We start from the raw sequence: 14,832 nt of genomic DNA on the forward strand, positions 1-14,832 counted from the left end.
CGGTCAGTGCGGCAGCCGGTAGGTGGCCGCCGCCGGGTCCGGGTCGTCGCCCGGCGCCGGGTCCCGCGTCACCAGGCCGTCCGCGACGAGCGCGTCGACGCAACGGGCCAGCTGGCCGGCGTCCGGCCACACCGCGGCCAGCACGTCGTGCGGCACCGGGGCGAGGGCCTCCCGCAGCAGCGCCATGACCCGGCCGCGCACCTGCCGGTCCGTACCCGTCCACGCCTGCGTCCGGCGTCGGTGCGCGTGCGCGTCCGCCGGCCGGCCGGCGGCCAGCCACCGGCACCGGTCCGCCACCGGGCACGCGCCGCACCGCGGGGTGCGCGCCGTGCAGACCAGCGCCCCCAGCTCCATCGACGCGGCCGACCAGCGTGCCGCCGCCGCGTCGTCGTCCGGCACCCACGCGGCCGCCCGGCGGACCTCCGCCGCCGTCTGCGCGGGCGCCGGCAGCGCCTCGCCCGCCGCGACGCGGGCCAGGACCCGGCGCACGTTGGTGTCCAGCACCACCGACCGGCGGCCGAACGCGAACGCGCGCACCGCCGCCGCGGTGTACGCCCCGACGCCCGGCAGGGCCAGCAGCGCGGCCTCGTCGTCCGGCACCACCCCGCCGTGCCGCTCGACCACCACGCGGGCGCACTCCTGCAGGCGCAGCGCGCGGCGCGGGTAGCCCAGCCGGTCCCACGCCCGCAGCACGTCCGACGTCGGTGCGGCGGCCAGGTCCGCGGGTGTCGGCCACCGTGCCAGCCAGGCGCGCCACGCCGGCTCCACCCGCACCACGGGGGTCTGCTGCAGCATCACCTCGCTGACGAGCACGCCCCACGGGGTGCGGTCGGCGGCACGCCACGGCAGGTCGCGCGCGTGCCGGTCGAACCACGCCACCACGTCCGCGCGCACCGACGGGTCGGGTGTGTCGGTCACCGGGGACGGGGTCTGCTGCGCGGCGGGCACGCCTCATGGTGCCGGTGACGGTCGGGTGTGCCAACTCGCCCCGGGCCGTCGTCGGGGCGTGCGAGGACGGGCGGCGGGGCCGGGCGCGTCGGCGCGCCGTGCAGCGCGTCGGGCGGCGCGCGGGGCGGCGGGCTCGTACCGTGGTCGCGCACAGCCAGCCCGCGCGCGGAGCCCACCTCGGAGGTCCTGCATGAACGACCGGACGCCCCCGGCGGCGCGCGCGCCCCGGCCGGTGCCGCCGCCGCGGCCGCCCGCCCGGGTGTTCTGGATCCGGCGGTTCGTGGTGCTCGGGCTGCCGGTGCTGCTGATCGTGCTGCTCGTCGTCTGGCTGACGGGCCGTGGCGGTGACGGTGAGCCCGGTGCCGCGCCCTCGCCCGAGGCGCCGCAGGTCACACCGTCGACGCCGCCCGTCGACGAGCCCGGGGTGGGTGACTGCACCCCCGAGCAGCTCGTCCTGGCGATCACCCCCGGGGCCGAGACGTTCCCCGCCGCGGTGGACCCCACCTTCGAGGTCGGGGTCACCAACTCCGGTGCCGAGCCGTGCCTCGTCGACGTCGGGGACGCCCAGCGGGAGGTCCTCATCACGTCCGGCGACGACCGTGTGTGGTCGAGCCGTGACTGCGCGGCCGAGGACGCCGCGCCCCGGACCCTGCTGCTCGCCGGGGGGCAGTCGGACGTCACGCAGCTCGTGTGGCCGCGGGAGCGGTCCGCCGCCGGCTGCGCGGGCGGTCTGCCGGACCCGGGGGCCGGCACCTACTCGGTCACCCTGACGGCGGCCGGTGCGACCTCACCGCCGGCGGTGTTCGGCCTGGGCTGAGGCCGCACCGCGGTGCGCCGGACGCAGCGCCGGCGCCGGACGCAGCGCCGGGATCGGACGCAGCGCCGGGGCTAGACGTACCGCTCGAGGATGCTCGACTCCGCGAGCCGCGACAGCCCCTCACGGACCGAGCGTGCGCGCTGCTCACCCACGCCGTCGACCGCCATGAGGTCGTCGATGGTGGCGGCCAGGAGCTTCTGCAGCCCGCCGAAGTGCCCGACCAGCCGGTCGACGACCGGGCCGGGCAGCCGGGGCACCTTGGACAGCAGCCGGTAGCCGCGGGGCCCGACCGCGGCGTCGAGCTCCTCGCCGCCGCCCGGCAGGCCCAGGACGCGGGCGATGTGCGCGATGTCGAGCAGCTGCGTCGAGTCGAGCTCGGCGAGCGCGCCCGGGACCGTCTCGACGGTACGCCGGGAGGTGTCCACGTAGTCGCGGATCACGAGCTCGCGCTCCGTGCCGACGCCGCCGACGAGCTCGTCGAGCTGCAGGGTCAGCAGGCGGCCGTCGGTGCCGAGCTCCACCACGTAGCCGGCGATCTCGTCGGAGATGCGGCGGACCATCTCGAGGCGCTGGACGACCGCGGACACGTCGCGGACGGTGACGAGGTCCTCGATCTCGAGCGCCGACAGGGTGCCGCTGACCTCGTCGAGGCGGGCCTTGTACCGCTCGAGCGTGGCGAGGGCCTGGTTGGCGCGCGACAGGATCGTCGTGGAGTCCTCGAGCACGTAGCGCTGCGCCCCGACGTACAGGGCGACGATCCGCATGGACGCGGACACCGAGATGACCGGCAGGCCGGTCTGCTTGGCGACCCGCTCCGCGGTGCGGTGCCGGGTGCCGGACTCGGACGTCTGGATCGACGGGTCCGGCAGGAGCTGTACCGCCGCCCGCACGATGCGGTCGCGGACGGGGTCGATGACGACCGCGCCGTCCATCTTGGCCAGCTCGCGCAGGCGGGTGGCGGAGAACTCGACGTCGAGCACGAACCCCCCGGAGCACAGCGACTCCACGGTGGGGTCCATGCCGAGGACGATGAGCGCCCCCGTGCGGCCGCGCAGGATCCGCTCGAGGCCGTCGCGGAGCTCCGATCCGGGGGCGACAGCGGCGAGCGTGGACCTCAGCAGGTCCTCCTGGTGCGAGTGGGGCACCTGCGAATCGTATCGGGGGCGTGACGTGTTGTCCGAGCGCTTGCTCACGCGTCGGCGGCCGGTGCGAGCCCGGCCAGGACGGCGGCCGCCAGGTCCGGGGCCTCGACGACGCGCAGACCGTCCGGCACGGCCACCTCCGCGAGCGTGCCGGCCGGGACCACGGCGCGCAGGCAGCCGAGGCGGGCGGCCTCCGCGAGCCGGCGCCCGACGCCGGGGACGGGGCGGATCTCACCGGCCAGCCCCACCTCGCCGATCGCCACGAGACCGGCGTGCACGGGCACGTTCTCCCGCCCGCTGACGGCGGCCAGCGCGAGCGCCAGGTCCGCGGCGGGCTCGACGACCCGGGCCCCGCCGACGGTCGAGACGTACACGTCCTGGTCGGCCAGCCGTGCGCCGAGGCGCCGCTGCAGCACGGCCAGGACCATGGCGAGGCGGCTGCCGTCCACGCCGCTGGTGGTGCGCCGCGGGTTGGGCACCACGCTGGGCGCCACCAGGGCCTGGACCTCGGCCGCGAGCGGTCGTCGGCCCTCGAGCGTGACGGTGAGGCAGGTGCCGGGCACGTCGCTGACCAGCCGGGACGTGAACAGCCCGGACGGGTCGGCCAGCCCGACGATCCCGTGCTCCGAGAGGTCGAAGCAGCCGACCTCGTCGGTCGGTCCGTACCGGTTCTTGGTGGCGCGCAGCAGCCGCAGCCGGGAGTGCCGCTCACCCTCGAACTGGCAGACCACGTCGACCAGGTGCTCGAGCGTGCGCGGCCCTGCCACCGAGCCGTCCTTGGTGACGTGGCCGACGAGCACCACGGGCAGCGCACGGGACTTGGCGGCGGTGATCAGCGCCGCCGTGACCTCGCGCACCTGGGAGACGCCGCCGGGCGCGCCCTCGACCTGGGCCGACGTGAAGGTCTGCACCGAGTCCAGCACGAGCAGGTCGGGGTCGACGCTCTCGACGTGGCCCAGCACGGTGCCCAGGTCCGTCTCCGCGGCGAGCAGGAGCGTCGGCGCCAGCGCGTGGATCCGCCCCGCGCGCAGCCGCACCTGCGCCGCCGACTCCTCGCCGGTGACGTACAGGACGCGCCGGCCGGTGCGCGCGGCCCGGGCCGCGACGTCCAGCAGCAGCGTCGACTTGCCGACGCCGGGCTCGCCCGCCAGCAGCACGACGGCGCCGGGCACGAGCCCGCCGCCCAGCACGCGGTCGAGCTCGTCGACGCCCGTCGGGCGGGCGGCGGCCGCGTCGACGTCGATCTCCTCGATGGGGCGGGCCGGGTTGCGCGTCGGGGCGACGGCGACGGTGCGCGGCCCGCCGGAGCCGGGGCCGGCGTCCTCGACCACCGAGCCCCACTCCTGGCACTCGCCGCACCGTCCCACCCACTTGGTGGTGGTCCACCCGCACTCGGTGCAGCGGAACCCGGGGCGCTCGGTGGCGCGCTCGGTGCCGGGGCGGGTGCGGCGGGTGGTCGTCTGGCTCACGGGACGCACGGTACGTGCCTCCACCGACACCGGCGTCGGACCGCGCGGGCGGGGCTGGACGCACCTGTCCCGGGCAGGGGGTTGTGGCAGCCCTGAACGAGCGTTTAGTATGCTGAACGTGCGATCAGTCGACGACCTCACCGCGCGTGCGCGGATCCGTGACGCGGCGATGCTGCGGTTCGGGCGCGACGGGTTCGGTGCCGGCCTGCGGCAGGTCGCCGCCGACGCCGGCGTGAGCCCCGCGCTCGTGCTGCACCACTTCGGGTCGAAGGGCGGGCTGCGCGAGGCCTGCGACCGCTACGTGCACGACGAGCTGCGGGCCGTGAAGTCCGACGCGCTGGACCGCCCGGCCGGCGAGGTCGTGGCCGAGCTCGCCGCGACGGCGCAGTACGCGCCGCTGGTCACGTACCTCGTGCGCGTGGTCCTCGACGGCGGGCCCGGGGCCGCGGCGTTCGTCGACGGGCTCGTCGCCGACACGGCCGCGTACCTCGAGCACGGTGAGCGCACCGGCACCGTGCGCCCCACGTCCGACCCGCAGGGGCGGGCCCGCTACGTCGTCGCCGGCCAGCTCGGGCTGCTGCTGCTCACGCAGCTCGAGGCGGCCGCGGGTCGTGCGCCGTCGCCGACGACCGACCCGGCGGCGGCCCTCGCCCACATCACCGCCACGACCATGCAGGCCGGCCTGGAGCTCTTCACGCACGGCCTGCTCACCGACTCCACCTACCTCGACGCGTGGCGCGCCGGGGAGCGCACCGCCCCACCCGCCCGGGAGCAGCCATGACGGACGCGATCGCGGTCCGGGGCCTGGTCAAGACGTTCGGCCGCACGCGCGCGCTCGACGGTCTCGACCTGCACGTGCGCACCGGGGAGGTGCACGGGTTCCTCGGCCCCAACGGTGCCGGCAAGTCGACGACGATCCGGGTGCTGCTGGGGCTGCTGCGGGCGGACGCGGGCGAGGCGCGGCTGCTCGGCGGCGACCCGTGGGGCGACGCGGTCGCGCTGCACCGCCGGGTCGCGCACGTGCCGGCCGACGTGACGCTGTGGCCGCAGCTGACGGGCGGCGAGACGATCGACCTGCTCGGCAGGCTGCGCGGCGGTGTGGACCCGCGGCGGCGCGACGCGCTGGTCGAGCGGTTCGAGCTCGACCCGCGGGTGCGGGCGCGCGCCTACTCGACGGGCAACCGCAAGAAGGTCGCACTGGTCGCGGCGCTCGCGGCGGACGTCGACCTGCTCCTGCTCGACGAGCCCACGTCCGGCCTGGACCCGCTGATGGGGGCCGTGTTCCAGGAGGTCGTGCGGGAGGCCGCCGCCGACGGGCGCACCGTGCTGCTGTCGAGCCACGTGCTCGCGGAGGTCGAGGCGCTCGCGGACCGCGTGACGATCATCCGGCGCGGCCGTGCCGTGAGCACCGGCACGCTGGAGGACCTGCGCGGGCTGACGCGCACGACCGTGGTCGCCGGCGTCGCGGACGTCGCCGGTGCCCGCCGGGCGCTCACGGCGCTCGAGGGCGTCCACCACCTGGCCGCCGACGACGCGCACGTGACGCTCGCCGTCGACGCCCCCGCGCTCGGTGCGGTGCTGGCGGCGCTCGCCGCGCACGGCGTGCGGTCCGTCGTGGCGCACCCGCCGACCCTGGAGGACGTGTTCCTGCGGCAGTACGGCGACGAGCTCGCCGGCCTCGGTGTGGGGGACCGGTGACGACCGCCGCGGTCCGGCCGGGTCCGGCGCCCGGGCGCGGGGTCACGACGCCTCACGGACCGCTCGCGGGCACCGGCCGGCTGCTGCGGCTGGCGCTGCGCACGGACCGCTGGACGACCGCCGTCTGGGCCGTCGCCGTCGCCGGGCTCACGCACGCGTCGGTCGTCGCCCTGGCCGAGCTGTACCGGGCGCCGGAGCAGCAGGCGGCGCGGGCGGAGCTGATCGCCGCGCCCGCCGCGACGGCGCTCGCGGGCCCGGGCCACGGGCTCGACGACTACACGCTCGGCGCGATGACGGCGAACGAGCTGGGGCTGTGGGTGATGGTCCCGGTCGCGATCATGGGCGTGCTCGCGGTGTCGCGGCACCTGCGGGCGCCGGAGGAGGACGGGCGGCTGGAGATCCTGCGCTCGCAGCCGGTCGGGCGCGCGGCGCCGGTCGTCGCCGGGCTGCTGGCGGCCGCGACGGGCGTCCTCGTCGTCGGGGCCGTGCTGCTGGCCGCGCTGCTGACGACCGACCTGGACCCCGGCGGCTCGGTGCTGCTGGTCGCCTCCGTGGTCGCCGTCGCGCTGGTGCTCGCGTCGGCGACGGCCGTGGTCGCCCAGCTCACGACCCACGCGCGCACGTCCGACGCGCTGGGCATGGCGCTGCTCGGCCTCGCGTTCCTGCTGCGCGCCGTCGGCGACGTCCGGGGGCCGCGCAGCACGAGCGTGTGGACGTGGGCGTCACCGTTCGGGTGGTCGCAGGCGACGGCGCCGTACACGCTGGACCGCTGGTGGCCGCTGCTCGCGAGCGTCGCCGCGGTCGTCGTCGACGTGCTGGTCGCGGCCGTGCTCGTACGGCGGCGGGACCTGGGCACCGGCCTGCTGCCGGAGCGGCCGGGCCCCGCGCGCGGGCGCGTGGCCGGGCTCGTCGGGCTCGCGTGGCGCTCGCGGCGCACGGCGGTGCTGTCGTGGGGGACCGGTGTCGTCGTGACCGGTGCGCTCATCGGGGTGCTCGCCGCGGCCGTCGTCGACTTCGTGGACGGCGACGCGGACCTCGCGGCGATCCTGGGCGAGCCGGACGACGCGGTCGCGGCCGTGCTCGCGCTGTACGTCGTGGTCCTCGCGGTCGCCGCCGCCGCGTACGTGGCCACCGCCGTGGGCGCCGCGCGCGCCGACGAGACGTCCGGTCGCGCCGCAGGGCTGCTGGTGCTGCCCGTCCCGCGCGTGCGCTGGCTCGGCGCGCACGTCGGGCTCGCGGCCGTCGCCGCGACGGCGATGATGCTGCTGGCCGGCCTCCTCATGGGCGCGGGGGCCGCCGTGACGCTGCACGACGCCGGCCAGGTCGGCAGGCTCGCGGGCGCCGCGGCCGTCACGGTGCCGGGGGTCCTCGTCGTCCTCGGGGTGGCGACGGCGCTGCTGGGCCTGCTGCCGCGGGCGACCGGCGCCGTGTGGGCGTACGTCGCGTACGTCGGGACCGTCGGGCTCTTCGGCGAGCTGCTGCCGGACGGCGCCGACGCGCTGTCGCCGTTCACCCACCTGCCGGCCCTGCCGGCCGCACCCATGGACTGGCCGCCGGTCCTCGCCGTGACGGCGGTCGCGGTGCTGCTCGTCGCCGCGGGCCTCGCCGGGGTGCGGCGTCGCGACGTCGACGGCTGAGCCCTCGGTAGGCTGCGCGTGGCTCGGCAGCCGCGGGCCACGCGACACGAGGAGACATCCGCGCATGAGCGACACGGGACGACCCGGGCAGCCCCAGTGGGTGCCGGGTGCCACGGGACCGACGCACCGACCGGCCGTGACGCCGCAGGGAGTGCCCGGCCCCGTCGTCGGTGACGACGGCCCCGACGACGGCGCACCGGGCGGCCGGCCCCGCTGGCTGCTGCCCGTGGTCATCGGCGCCGCGGTGCTCGTCGTCGCCGGCCTCGTCGCGGGTGCCGTCGCGCTCCTCGGCGGGGGCGAGGACGAGCCCGCGCCCGCCGAGACCGTCGTGCTGCCGGTCCCGACGCCGGCCGTCGCGCCCGCCGCCCGCCCCGCCACCACGGCGTTCGCGTCGGCGCTGCCGGCCTCGGTGCTGCAGTACGCGCTGGAGTCCTCGCAGGACGACGCCGAGTGGGTCGGCGCGGGTGCGCTGGAGGCGTACACCGAGACGTTCACCGACGGCGACGGTGGCACGCTGACGGTCCGGGCCGCCCAGCTCGAGACGGCGGAGGAGGCCACGGCGTTCCTGCAGGGCCTCACCGCCGCGCTGCCGGCCGCCGCGCCGGACGCCGGTGAGCCCGCGTCCACCGAGCCGGCGCAGGCCGACGGCGCAGCCCTGCCGCAGACGGGGGAGGTCACGGTCGGCGGCGAGCCCGTCGGGACGTTCACGGTCGTCGACGCGGGGGACGGCACGGGCGTGGCGGTCTGGCAGAACGCCACCGCGGTGTTCCGGCTCACGGCGCCCCTCGCCGACGTCCTCGACGCGTACGCCGCCTACGGGCTGTAGCCGCCCCCGGCCGACGTCACGGGCCGGCGGCCGGCACACGCACGACGAACGACGTGCGCCCGGGCGCGCTGTCGCACGTCAGCGTGCCGCCGTGGGCGGCGACCACCGCCTGGGCGATCGACAGCCCCAGGCCCGTGGACCCCGCGGCGCGGTTGCGGGACTCGTCGCCGCGCGCGAACCGCTCGAACAGCCGGTCGCGCAGCGCGGGCGGCACGCCCGGCCCGTCGTCGGTCACGGACACCACGACGTCGGCGCCGTCGCGGCGGACCGCGACCGTCACGTGCGTCCCGGCCGGGGTGTGCCGGCGCGCGTTGGACGTGAGGTTGCCCAGCACCTGGCGCAGCCGGTGGTCGTCGCCGAGGACCGTCAGGGCCCCGACCTCGTCGTCGGGCGCGCCCGCGTCCGCCGGCCCCGGCAGGTCCAGGCGCCACACGTGGTCCGGGCCGGCGACGTGCGCGTCGGCCACCGCGTCGACCGCCAGCGCGGCGAGGTCCACCGGTGCGCGCTCCAGGGGGCGGCCCGCGTCGAGGCGCGCGAGCAGCAGCAGGTCGTCGACCAGCGCGCTCATGCGCGTGGCCTCGGACTCCACGCGCGCGAGCGCGGCACGGGCGTCCGGCGGCAGCTCCTCGGGGGAGCGGCGCACCAGCTCGGTGTAGCCGCGGACCGACGCCAGCGGCGTGCGCAGCTCGTGGCTCGCGTCGGCGACGAACCGGCGGACCTGCTGCTCGGAGTGCTCCCGCTCGGCCAGGGCACGCTCGACGTGCCCGAGCATCCGGTCGAGCGCCGCGCCGACCTGCCCGACCTCCGTCGACGGGTCGGTGTCACGCTCGTCGACCCGTGCGGTGATCGCGACCTCCCCGCGGCCCAGGGGCTGCTCGGCCACGCGGGTGGCCGTCGCGGCCAGGCGCGTCAGGGGCGCCAGCTCCCGGCGCACCAGCAGCGACCCGCCGACCCCCGCCACCAGCAGGGCCCCCGCGGTCGCCAGCACCTCGACGGCCACGTACCGTCCCACGGTCGCCTCGACGCCCGCCGACGGCAGTGCCGTGACCACCAGGTCGTCGTCGTCCGTGCGCAGCGCCACGGCCCGGTACGCGCCCAGCCCGCCGAGGGTGACCGGGTGCACGCGGCCGTCGGCCGGCACGTCGAGCAGCGCGTCGACCTGCGCGTCGGACAGGTCCACGAAGGAGGCCTCGGCGTCGAGGTACTGCGCGCGCGTCACACCGTCGCCGACCACCAGGCTGACCGTGCCGACGTCCTGGCCGGGGGCGTCCAGCGAGGGCGGCGGCCCACCGCGGCGTCCCCGGCCGCCGTCGCCACCGCGCCCGGGGTCGCCACCGCGTCCGGCGTCCGCAGCGGGACCGCCGTCCGCACCGGGGCCCTCGGCCGGGTCCTCGGGGAACGGTGACGCCTGCGTCGCACGGACGGCGCGTCCCGCCGCGGCCACGGTCCGCTCGTCCACCTGCGCGAGCAGGGAGCCGCGCAGCGCGACGGTCGACACGACGCCCGTCACCACGCCCACCAGCAGGACGAGGCCCAGCACGACGGCCACGAGGCGGCGCCGCAACGACCACCGCCGCCCGCCGCGCCCCGGGGCCGGGGCCGGGGCCATCGTCAGGAGGCCGGGCGGAGCACGTACCCCACGCCGCGCAGCGTGTGCAGCATCGGCTCGCGACCCTTGTCGATCTTGCGGCGCAGGTACGACACGTACAGCTCGACGATGTTCGCCTGCCCGCCGAAGTCGTACTGCCACACCCGGTCGAGGATCTGCGCCTTGCTCAGCACGCGGCGCGGGTTGCGCATGAAGTACCGCAGCAGCTCGAACTCGGTGGCGGTCAGGCGGATCGCGTCGTCGCCGCGCCACACCTCGTGGCTGTCCTCGTCCATCCGCAGGTCGCCGACCACCAGCACGGAGTCCTCGCGCTGCTCGACCGCGCCGGCCCGGCGCAGCAGCGCGCGCAGGCGCGCCACGACCTCCTCGAGGCTGAACGGCTTGGTCACGTAGTCGTCGCCGCCGGCGGTGAGGCCGGCCACGCGGTCCTCGACCGCGTCGCGCGCGGTGAGGAACAGGACGGGGACCGTGGGGTGGGTCTGCCGGATGCGCCGCAGGACGTCGAGCCCCGACATGTCGGGGAGCATCACGTCCAGCAGGACCACGTCGGGGTCGAGCGCGCGGGCCTTGCGGACGGCCTGGTGGCCCGTGTGCGCCTGCTCGGTCTGCCAGCCCTCGTAGCGCAGCACGGTGCACAGGAGCTCGGCGAGGTTCGTCTCGTCGTCGACCACCAGCGCACGGATGGGTGACCCGTCCGCACGGGCCAGGGCGTCGGGCCGGTGCGACGGGTGCGTGGCGGATGCTGTCGTCGTCATGTGACCAGGCTGTGCGACCGCCCTGAGGTGCGGCTGGAGCGTCCCTGTGAGTTCCCTGAGCCGCGGGGCCCGTGCGGCGGGGCGGGAGGCCCCCGGGCGGTCACCCGACGTCCCCCGGGTGGCCTACCGTGTGACGGTGCACGAGGGTCCTGTCGTCCGGGTGGTCCCGGACCAGCGGCGTCGGCCGCGTGCGCGCGGCGGGGTCGTGGCCGCGTGCGGTGTCGTGGTCGTCGCGTGCGCCGTGGGCGTGTGGCTGCTGTGGCGGGCGTTCGTCGAGACGTGGGCCGGGCAGCGCGTCGAGGACGCGGCGCTCGACGGCGCCGCGTTCGGGCAGGGCCGGCTGTGGGCCGTCGCCGAGCCCGTGCTCGACGTCGTGTCCGTCGGCTTCGTCGCCGGCGGCCTGCTCGGCGCCGCCGTCGTCGCCCTGGTGCGCCGTCGGCTGTCGCTGGCGGTGCAGGTCGCGGTGCTCGTCGGCGGGGCCAACCTGACCACGCGCGTCGTCAAGCACGCGGTGCTGGACCGTCCCCTGCTGGGCGTGGGTGCGGACTACGGCAACACGCTGCCCAGCGGGCACACCACCGCGGCGGGGTCCGTGGCGGCGGCGCTGCTGCTCGTCGCGCCGCCGCGCGCCCGTCCCGTCGTCGCGGTGCTCGGCGCCGGGTACACGGCGCTGACCGGGGTCTCGACGCTCGTGGGGCAGTGGCACCGGCCGTCGGACGTGGTGGCCGGCACGCTCGTCGTGCTCGGCTGGACCGCGCTCGTCTGCGGTGCCATGGCGGCCCGGCCCGGGGTCGCCCCGACCGCGACGTCGACCCTGCCGCGGGTCGGCGCCGGGGACCCGTGGTGGCAGCGCACGCGACGCACCGCGCTGGGCCTCGCCGTCCTGGGGGCGGCGGCCGGTGCGGTGGCCGGCGTGCTCCTGGCCCGCACGTGGGCGTACCGCGCGGGGGTCGCGGGTCGCGGCCACGAGCTGCTGGCCTACGGTGGGGGCGTGGCGGGGGTGGTCGCGGCGTGCTGCCTGACGTTCGCGGCGATGCTCGTGCTGCGGCACGCCGCCGGTTCGCGGGACGAGACGACGTCGGCTCCGGGTTGACGCCAGGACGTAGAGTCCCCTCGGAAGCGGTGTCCACGCGTCGTGGCGCGCCCACGGCCGCCACGAGACCGTCGTCACACCCCTCGGCACGGAAGGCCGTTCAGATGTCTGCAGGTCGCAAGCTCGTCATCGTGGAGTCCCCCGCGAAGGCGCGCACGATCGCCGGGTACCTCGGCGACGGGTACGACGTGGAGGCGTCGGTCGGGCACATCCGGGACCTCCCGCAGCCCTCGGAGCTGCCCGCGGACATGAAGAAGGGTCCGTACGGCAAGTTCGCCGTCGACGTCGAGAACGGGTTCGCGCCGTACTACGTCGTCGACGCGGACAAGAAGAAGAAGGTCGCCGAGCTCAAGAAGCTCCTCAAGGAGTCCGACGAGCTCTACCTCGCCACCGATGAGGACCGCGAGGGCGAGGCCATCGCGTGGCACCTGCTGGCCGAGCTGAAGCCCAAGATCCCCGTCAAGCGCATGGTGTTCCACGAGATCACGCGCGAGGCGATCGCCCGCGCGCTGGAGAACACCCGCGAGCTCGACGAGCGGCTGGTGGACGCGCAGGAGACCCGCCGGATTCTCGACCGCCTGTACGGCTACGAGGTCAGCCCGGTGCTGTGGCGCAAGGTCCGCCAGGGCCTGTCCGCCGGACGCGTGCAGTCGGTGGCGACGCGCCTGGTCGTCGAGCGCGAGCGCGAGCGCATGGCGTTCGTCGCGGCGGAGTACTGGGACGTGACCGGCACGTTCGCCGTGGCCGACGACGCCGAGCCGACGTTCGCCGCACGCCTGACCGGTGTGGGCGGTGCGCGCGTCGCGTCGGGCCGTGACTTCGACGACCGCGGCGGGCTGAAGTCCCGCGACACGGTCGCGCTCGACGAGGCGCGGGCGACCGCGCTGGTCGCCGGGCTCGAGGGCGCCGCGTTCACGGTGCAGTCCCTGGAGACCAAGCCGTACACCCGCCGCCCGGCGGCGCCGTTCACGACGTCGACCCTGCAGCAGGAGGCGTCGCGCAAGCTCCGCATGAGCTCGCGGCAGGCCATGCGCACCGCGCAGTCGCTGTACGAGAACGGCTACATCACCTACATGCGGACCGACTCGCCCGCGCTGTCCACGCAGGCCGTCGACGCCGCCCGGCGGCAGGTCGCCGAGCTGTACGGCTCGGAGTACGTGCCGGACAAGCCGCGCATCTACACGTCGAAGGCCAAGGGCGCCCAGGAGGCGCACGAGGCCATCCGCCCCGCCGGTGACCACTTCCGCACCCCGGCGCAGGTGGCGCGCGAGCTGTCCGGCGACCAGTTCAAGCTCTACGAGCTGATCTGGAAGCGCACGGTCGCCTCGCAGATGGCCGACGCCCGCGGCCAGACGGCCTCCGTGCGCCTCGCGGCCACGGCCACGCCCGCCGACGGCCCGGTGGAGACGGTGTTCTCCGCGTCCGGCACGGTCATCACGTTCCGCGGCTTCCTCGCCGCCTACGAGGAGGGCCGCGACCGCGGCCGGTACGACGAGTCCGAGGCCGGCGCGGCGGGCAAGGACGACGCCCGGCTCCCGCAGATGGCCCAGGGCGACCCGCTCAGCGCGTCCGGGCTCACGGCCGACGGCCACCGCACGTCCCCGCCGCCGCGCTTCACGGAGGCCTCGCTGGTCAAGGCGCTCGAGGAGCGCGGCATCGGCCGCCCCTCGACGTACGCCGCGACGATCGGCGTCATCCAGGACCGCGGGTACGTCACCAACCGCGGGCAGGCGCTGGTGCCGACGTGGCTCGCGTTCGCCGTCACGCGGCTGCTGGAGGAGAACTTCGACCGGCTCGTGGACTACAACTTCACCGCCGGCATGGAGGAGGACCTCGACGCCATCGCCGCCGGTCAGAAGGAGCGCGTCGACTGGCTGGAGCAGTTCTACTTCGGTGACCGGTCCGACTCCGTCCAGACCGGCGGCCTGCGCGGGCTCGTCGACAACCTCGGCGAGATCGACGCGCGCGAGGTCAACTCGATCGACATCGGCGACGGCATCACGCTGCGCGTCGGCCGGTACGGGCCGTACCTCGAGGCACCCGGCGACGGGCCGGACGCCGACCCGCGTCGCGCCTCCGTGCCGGACGACCTGGCCCCCGACGAGCTGACGGTCGAGAAGGCCCGCGAGCTGCTCGAGACCATGCCCGACGGCGACAAGGTGCTCGGCACCGACCCGGCGACCGGGCACGAGATCGTCGCGCGCAACGGCCGCTACGGCCCGTACGTCACCGAGGTGCTGCCGGAGCCCGAGTTCGACCCGAACCTGTCCGCCGCCGCCCGCAAGAAGGCGCTGGCCGCAGCCCCCAAGCCGCGCACCGGCTCGCTGTTCTCCTCGATGTCGCTGGCGACCGTGACCCTCGACGACGCGCTGCGGCTGCTGTCGCTGCCGCGCGTGGTCGGCGTGGACCCCGAGTCCGGCGCCGAGATCACCGCCCAGAACGGCCGCTACGGGCCGTACCTGAAGAAGGGCACGGACTCCCGGACCCTGGCGTCGGAGGAGCAGCTCTTCGACATCACCCTCGACGAGGCGCTCGCGATCTACGCGCAGCCCAAGCGGGGGCGCGGGCAGACGGCGACCCCGCCGCTGCGCGAGCTCGGCACCGACCCGACGAGCGGCAGGCCGATCGTCGTCAAGGACGGCCGGTTCGGCGCGTACGTCACCGACGGCGAGACCAACCGGACCCTGCCGCGGGACGTCACCCCGGAGTCGATCACCCCGGAGCAGGCCGTGGAGCTGCTGGCCGAGAAGCGCGCGGCCGGCCCGGCCAAGAAGCGCACCACGACCCGCAAGGCCCCGGCGCGGAAGAAGTCCGCCGCCAAGGGCTGACAGGCTCCGG

General features: G+C 76.6%; 12 protein-coding genes. 7 read left to right on the forward strand and 5 right to left on the reverse strand.

The genetic code is table 11. The annotated features are described in order from the left end of the window. Positions 1 to 3 precede the first annotated feature (3 nt). Entirely contained in the window at positions 4 to 918 is a 915-nt protein-coding gene (locus tag BMZ16_RS10865) for an HhH-GPD family protein (protein ID WP_255366567.1), read from the reverse strand. Positions 919 to 1,138: 220 nt separating this feature from the next. Between BMZ16_RS10865 and BMZ16_RS10870 the strand changes: the two genes are divergently transcribed. Then, on the forward strand, positions 1,139 to 1,765 hold the full coding sequence (locus BMZ16_RS10870) for a hypothetical protein (protein WP_089800378.1): 627 nt from the start codon (positions 1,139 to 1,141) through the stop codon (positions 1,763 to 1,765). A 71-nt stretch (positions 1,766 to 1,836) separates the two neighbouring features. On the opposite strand, the gene disA is transcribed toward BMZ16_RS10870, so the two are convergent. Together disA and radA are read right to left on the reverse strand one after the other, a co-directional pair. Then, positions 1,837 to 2,910 (reverse strand): DNA integrity scanning diadenylate cyclase DisA, encoded by a 1,074-nt coding sequence (gene disA / locus BMZ16_RS10875; RefSeq protein WP_089800379.1) that lies wholly within the window; start codon positions 2,908 to 2,910, stop codon positions 1,837 to 1,839. Between the two features lie 44 nt (positions 2,911 to 2,954). Beyond that, a complete protein-coding gene (radA, locus tag BMZ16_RS10880; protein ID WP_089801031.1) occupies positions 2,955 to 4,376 on the reverse strand; it encodes a DNA repair protein RadA in 1,422 nt (473 codons plus the stop codon). Positions 4,377 to 4,485: 109 nt separating this feature from the next. Between radA and BMZ16_RS10885 the strand changes: the two genes are divergently transcribed. The 4 genes from BMZ16_RS10885 (at position 4,486) to BMZ16_RS10900 (ending at position 8,537) form a co-directional block, all read left to right on the forward strand. Then, a complete protein-coding gene (locus BMZ16_RS10885) occupies positions 4,486 to 5,157 on the forward strand; it encodes a TetR/AcrR family transcriptional regulator (protein ID WP_089800380.1) in 672 nt (223 codons plus the stop codon). Continuing rightward, the gene (locus tag BMZ16_RS10890) at positions 5,154 to 6,074 is read left to right on the forward strand and encodes an ABC transporter ATP-binding protein (RefSeq protein WP_089800381.1); all 921 of its coding nucleotides are present in this window, start codon (positions 5,154 to 5,156) and stop codon (positions 6,072 to 6,074) included. Before BMZ16_RS10885 ends, BMZ16_RS10890 begins: the two co-directional genes overlap by 4 nt. After that, positions 6,071 to 7,711 (forward strand): ABC transporter permease, encoded by a 1,641-nt coding sequence (locus tag BMZ16_RS10895; RefSeq protein ID WP_089800382.1) that lies wholly within the window; start codon positions 6,071 to 6,073, stop codon positions 7,709 to 7,711. Before BMZ16_RS10890 ends, BMZ16_RS10895 begins: the two co-directional genes overlap by 4 nt. A 136-nt stretch (positions 7,712 to 7,847) precedes the next feature. After that, positions 7,848 to 8,537: a hypothetical protein gene (locus BMZ16_RS10900; RefSeq protein ID WP_143082805.1), complete on the forward strand. Its 690-nt coding sequence runs from the start codon at positions 7,848 to 7,850 to the stop codon at positions 8,535 to 8,537. 16 nt (positions 8,538 to 8,553) lie between these two features. Here BMZ16_RS10900 and BMZ16_RS10905 read toward each other — a convergent pair whose 3' ends face one another. Both BMZ16_RS10905 and BMZ16_RS10910 read right to left on the reverse strand, forming a co-directional pair. After that, the gene (locus BMZ16_RS10905) at positions 8,554 to 10,146 is read right to left on the reverse strand and encodes a sensor histidine kinase (RefSeq protein WP_089800385.1); all 1,593 of its coding nucleotides are present in this window, start codon (positions 10,144 to 10,146) and stop codon (positions 8,554 to 8,556) included. Between the two features lie 2 nt (positions 10,147 to 10,148). Next, positions 10,149 to 10,901, reverse strand: a complete 753-nt coding sequence (locus BMZ16_RS10910) for a response regulator transcription factor (RefSeq protein ID WP_089800387.1) — start codon at positions 10,899 to 10,901, stop codon at positions 10,149 to 10,151. A gap of 136 nt (positions 10,902 to 11,037) precedes the next feature. Between BMZ16_RS10910 and BMZ16_RS10915 the strand changes: the two genes are divergently transcribed. After that, a complete protein-coding gene (locus BMZ16_RS10915; protein WP_255366568.1) occupies positions 11,038 to 11,994 on the forward strand; it encodes a phosphatase PAP2 family protein in 957 nt (318 codons plus the stop codon). 104 nt (positions 11,995 to 12,098) lie between these two features. Continuing rightward, positions 12,099 to 14,822, forward strand: a complete 2,724-nt coding sequence (topA, locus tag BMZ16_RS10920; protein ID WP_089800391.1) for a type I DNA topoisomerase — start codon at positions 12,099 to 12,101, stop codon at positions 14,820 to 14,822. The last annotated feature ends 10 nt before the right edge of the window (positions 14,823 to 14,832 follow it).

This window comes from Cellulomonas sp. KH9 (genome assembly GCF_900114185.1).
Taxonomy (GTDB): Bacteria; Actinomycetota; Actinomycetes; order Actinomycetales; family Cellulomonadaceae; genus Cellulomonas.